We start from the raw sequence: 1,653 nt of genomic DNA, 5'->3' as shown, positions 1-1,653 counted from the left end.
GCCGGTGACCTGCCTTCCCAATGATGACCGCCTCGAAATTCCGGAGGGCTTTCGTCCCGAGATCACTGGCTCAAGAGACCATCCGCTTTTTGCCGGCATTGAGGGCGAATGGCCGCTGCTGCTCGGCGCCAACGAGGTCGTCGCCCGCGATCGCGACGATGTCGAGGTTCTGGCGCGGCTGCCGCAGGACCAGGGCGGCCATCCCCTGCTGGTCACCGGGCGTCACGGCGAAGGGCGCACGCTGGTCTGGACGTCGGACATCGGACCGCACTGGCTGCCGAACAGTTTTGTCGAATGGCCCGGCTATGCGCGGCTTTGGACCAACGTGCTCCGCTGGGTCAGCAACGCCGTTTGATGATGTCGCCCCAAAGTGCGTTTTTGAGGCAACGACATGTATGAGAACAAAGGTTTGAAGCCGATCAGCATCACCGGGAACGGCGAGCTCGGCCGTTGCCGCCTTCGCCTCACGGTCGTTCACGGCGGATCGGTGTTGCAGTTTCCGGCAACCTGGCTGACCGCTTCGCCGAACCCGGCGAGGCCGATTTCGACCTCGCCGCGCCCCGCCAGCAGCCCGAACCGCCACGAAAGCTGGAGCCGGTTCGCGGCGACAAGGCGCCTGATGCCATCGGCGCCATCGCGCACCAGCATCCGGCCGCGCGGCCCGACCGACCAGCTTTCGTCGAACTTGCTCTCCTGATCGACCGTAATCGACATGGTGATCTTGCGGCTGGCCGAAACAGCGTCGTTCAGTTGCAGCCATTCAGTCCAATGCGGCTCGCCGTTTGCCCGGCAGGCAATCGTCAGGATCGGGCTGTAGCTCAAGGCACCGCCGCCGGTGATCAGCTTGTTGGTGGCGTAGAGCGAGGCCGTCACGAGGCCGTCTTCACTCGTGCCGAAGCGCCAGTTGTCAGGCACCGTGCCGGCCTGGGCAATGCCGCAGACCGAGATAAGGATCAGCGCGATTGCCGAAGCGTGTCCCAATTCGACGAACAGTCTCAACACGCCCTCCAACAACCAAGCGGCTTGCAATAGAAGCGCAGATAATGATCAAAGCTTGGTCGCCACAGGCCGTCGCTCGCGAAGCATGGCGGCTGTTGCAGTTTGGCAACGAAAAAGGCCGCCTCGAGGGCGGCCTTCCTGTTTCAGCGGAGCGCTGGTGTTATTCGGCGGCCTTCTTCTTCGGCGCGGCCTTCTTCTTGGGCTCTTCCGCGTCGTCGGCCGTCTTGGCGTCGGCCTTCTTGGCGGCGGCTTTCTTCGCCGGCTTCGCCTTGACGGCGGTCTCGTCCTCTTCGTCGTCGGCCATCAGCTCTTCCTTGCTGACCTTGACGTCGGTGACCGAAATCTGACCGAGCAGATGGTCGACCACCTTTTCCTCGAACATCGGCGCCCGCAGCGTGTTCAACGCTTCCGGGTTGTTGCGGTAGAACTCGAAGACTTCCTGCTGCTGGTTTCCTGGATAGCGCCGCACCTGCTCGAACAGGCCGCGCTGCAGCTCTTCGTCCGATACGGTCACGCCGGCCTTCTCGCCGATTTCAGCCAGCACCAGCCCGAGGCGCACGCGGCGCTCGGCAAGCCGCAGATACTCGGCGCGCGCCTCTTCTTCCGTCGTCTCTTCGTCGGCGAAGGTGCGTCCGGCTGCTTCCAGATCACGAT

2 protein-coding genes and 1 pseudogene are annotated in these 1,653 nt (G+C 63.6%); 1 reads left to right on the top strand and 2 read right to left on the bottom strand.

All coding sequences use genetic code 11. From position 1 onward, the window contains the following. Positions 1-355, top strand: a 355-nt coding sequence (locus tag EN884_RS35190; RefSeq protein ID WP_245462741.1) for a glutamine amidotransferase, incomplete at its 5' end; no start/stop codon positions are given. 119 nt (positions 356-474) lie between these two features. On the opposite strand, the gene EN884_RS35185 is transcribed toward EN884_RS35190, so the two are convergent. Both EN884_RS35185 and EN884_RS35180 read right to left on the bottom strand, forming a co-directional pair. After that, complete coding sequence (locus tag EN884_RS35185) at positions 475-999, bottom strand: hypothetical protein (protein WP_128361093.1); 525 nt, start codon at positions 997-999, stop codon at positions 475-477. 160 nt (positions 1,000-1,159) lie between these two features. Beyond that, a pseudogene (locus EN884_RS35180) lies at positions 1,160-1,653 on the bottom strand (trigger factor); the annotation flags it as partial.

This window comes from Mesorhizobium sp. M7A.F.Ca.AU.001.01.1.1, from assembly GCF_004022735.1.
In the GTDB taxonomy this organism is placed as follows: Bacteria; Pseudomonadota; Alphaproteobacteria; order Rhizobiales; family Rhizobiaceae; genus Mesorhizobium; species Mesorhizobium ciceri.
The sequence above is the reverse complement of the archived record's forward strand: the minus strand, read 5'-3'. Positions and strand labels throughout refer to the sequence as shown.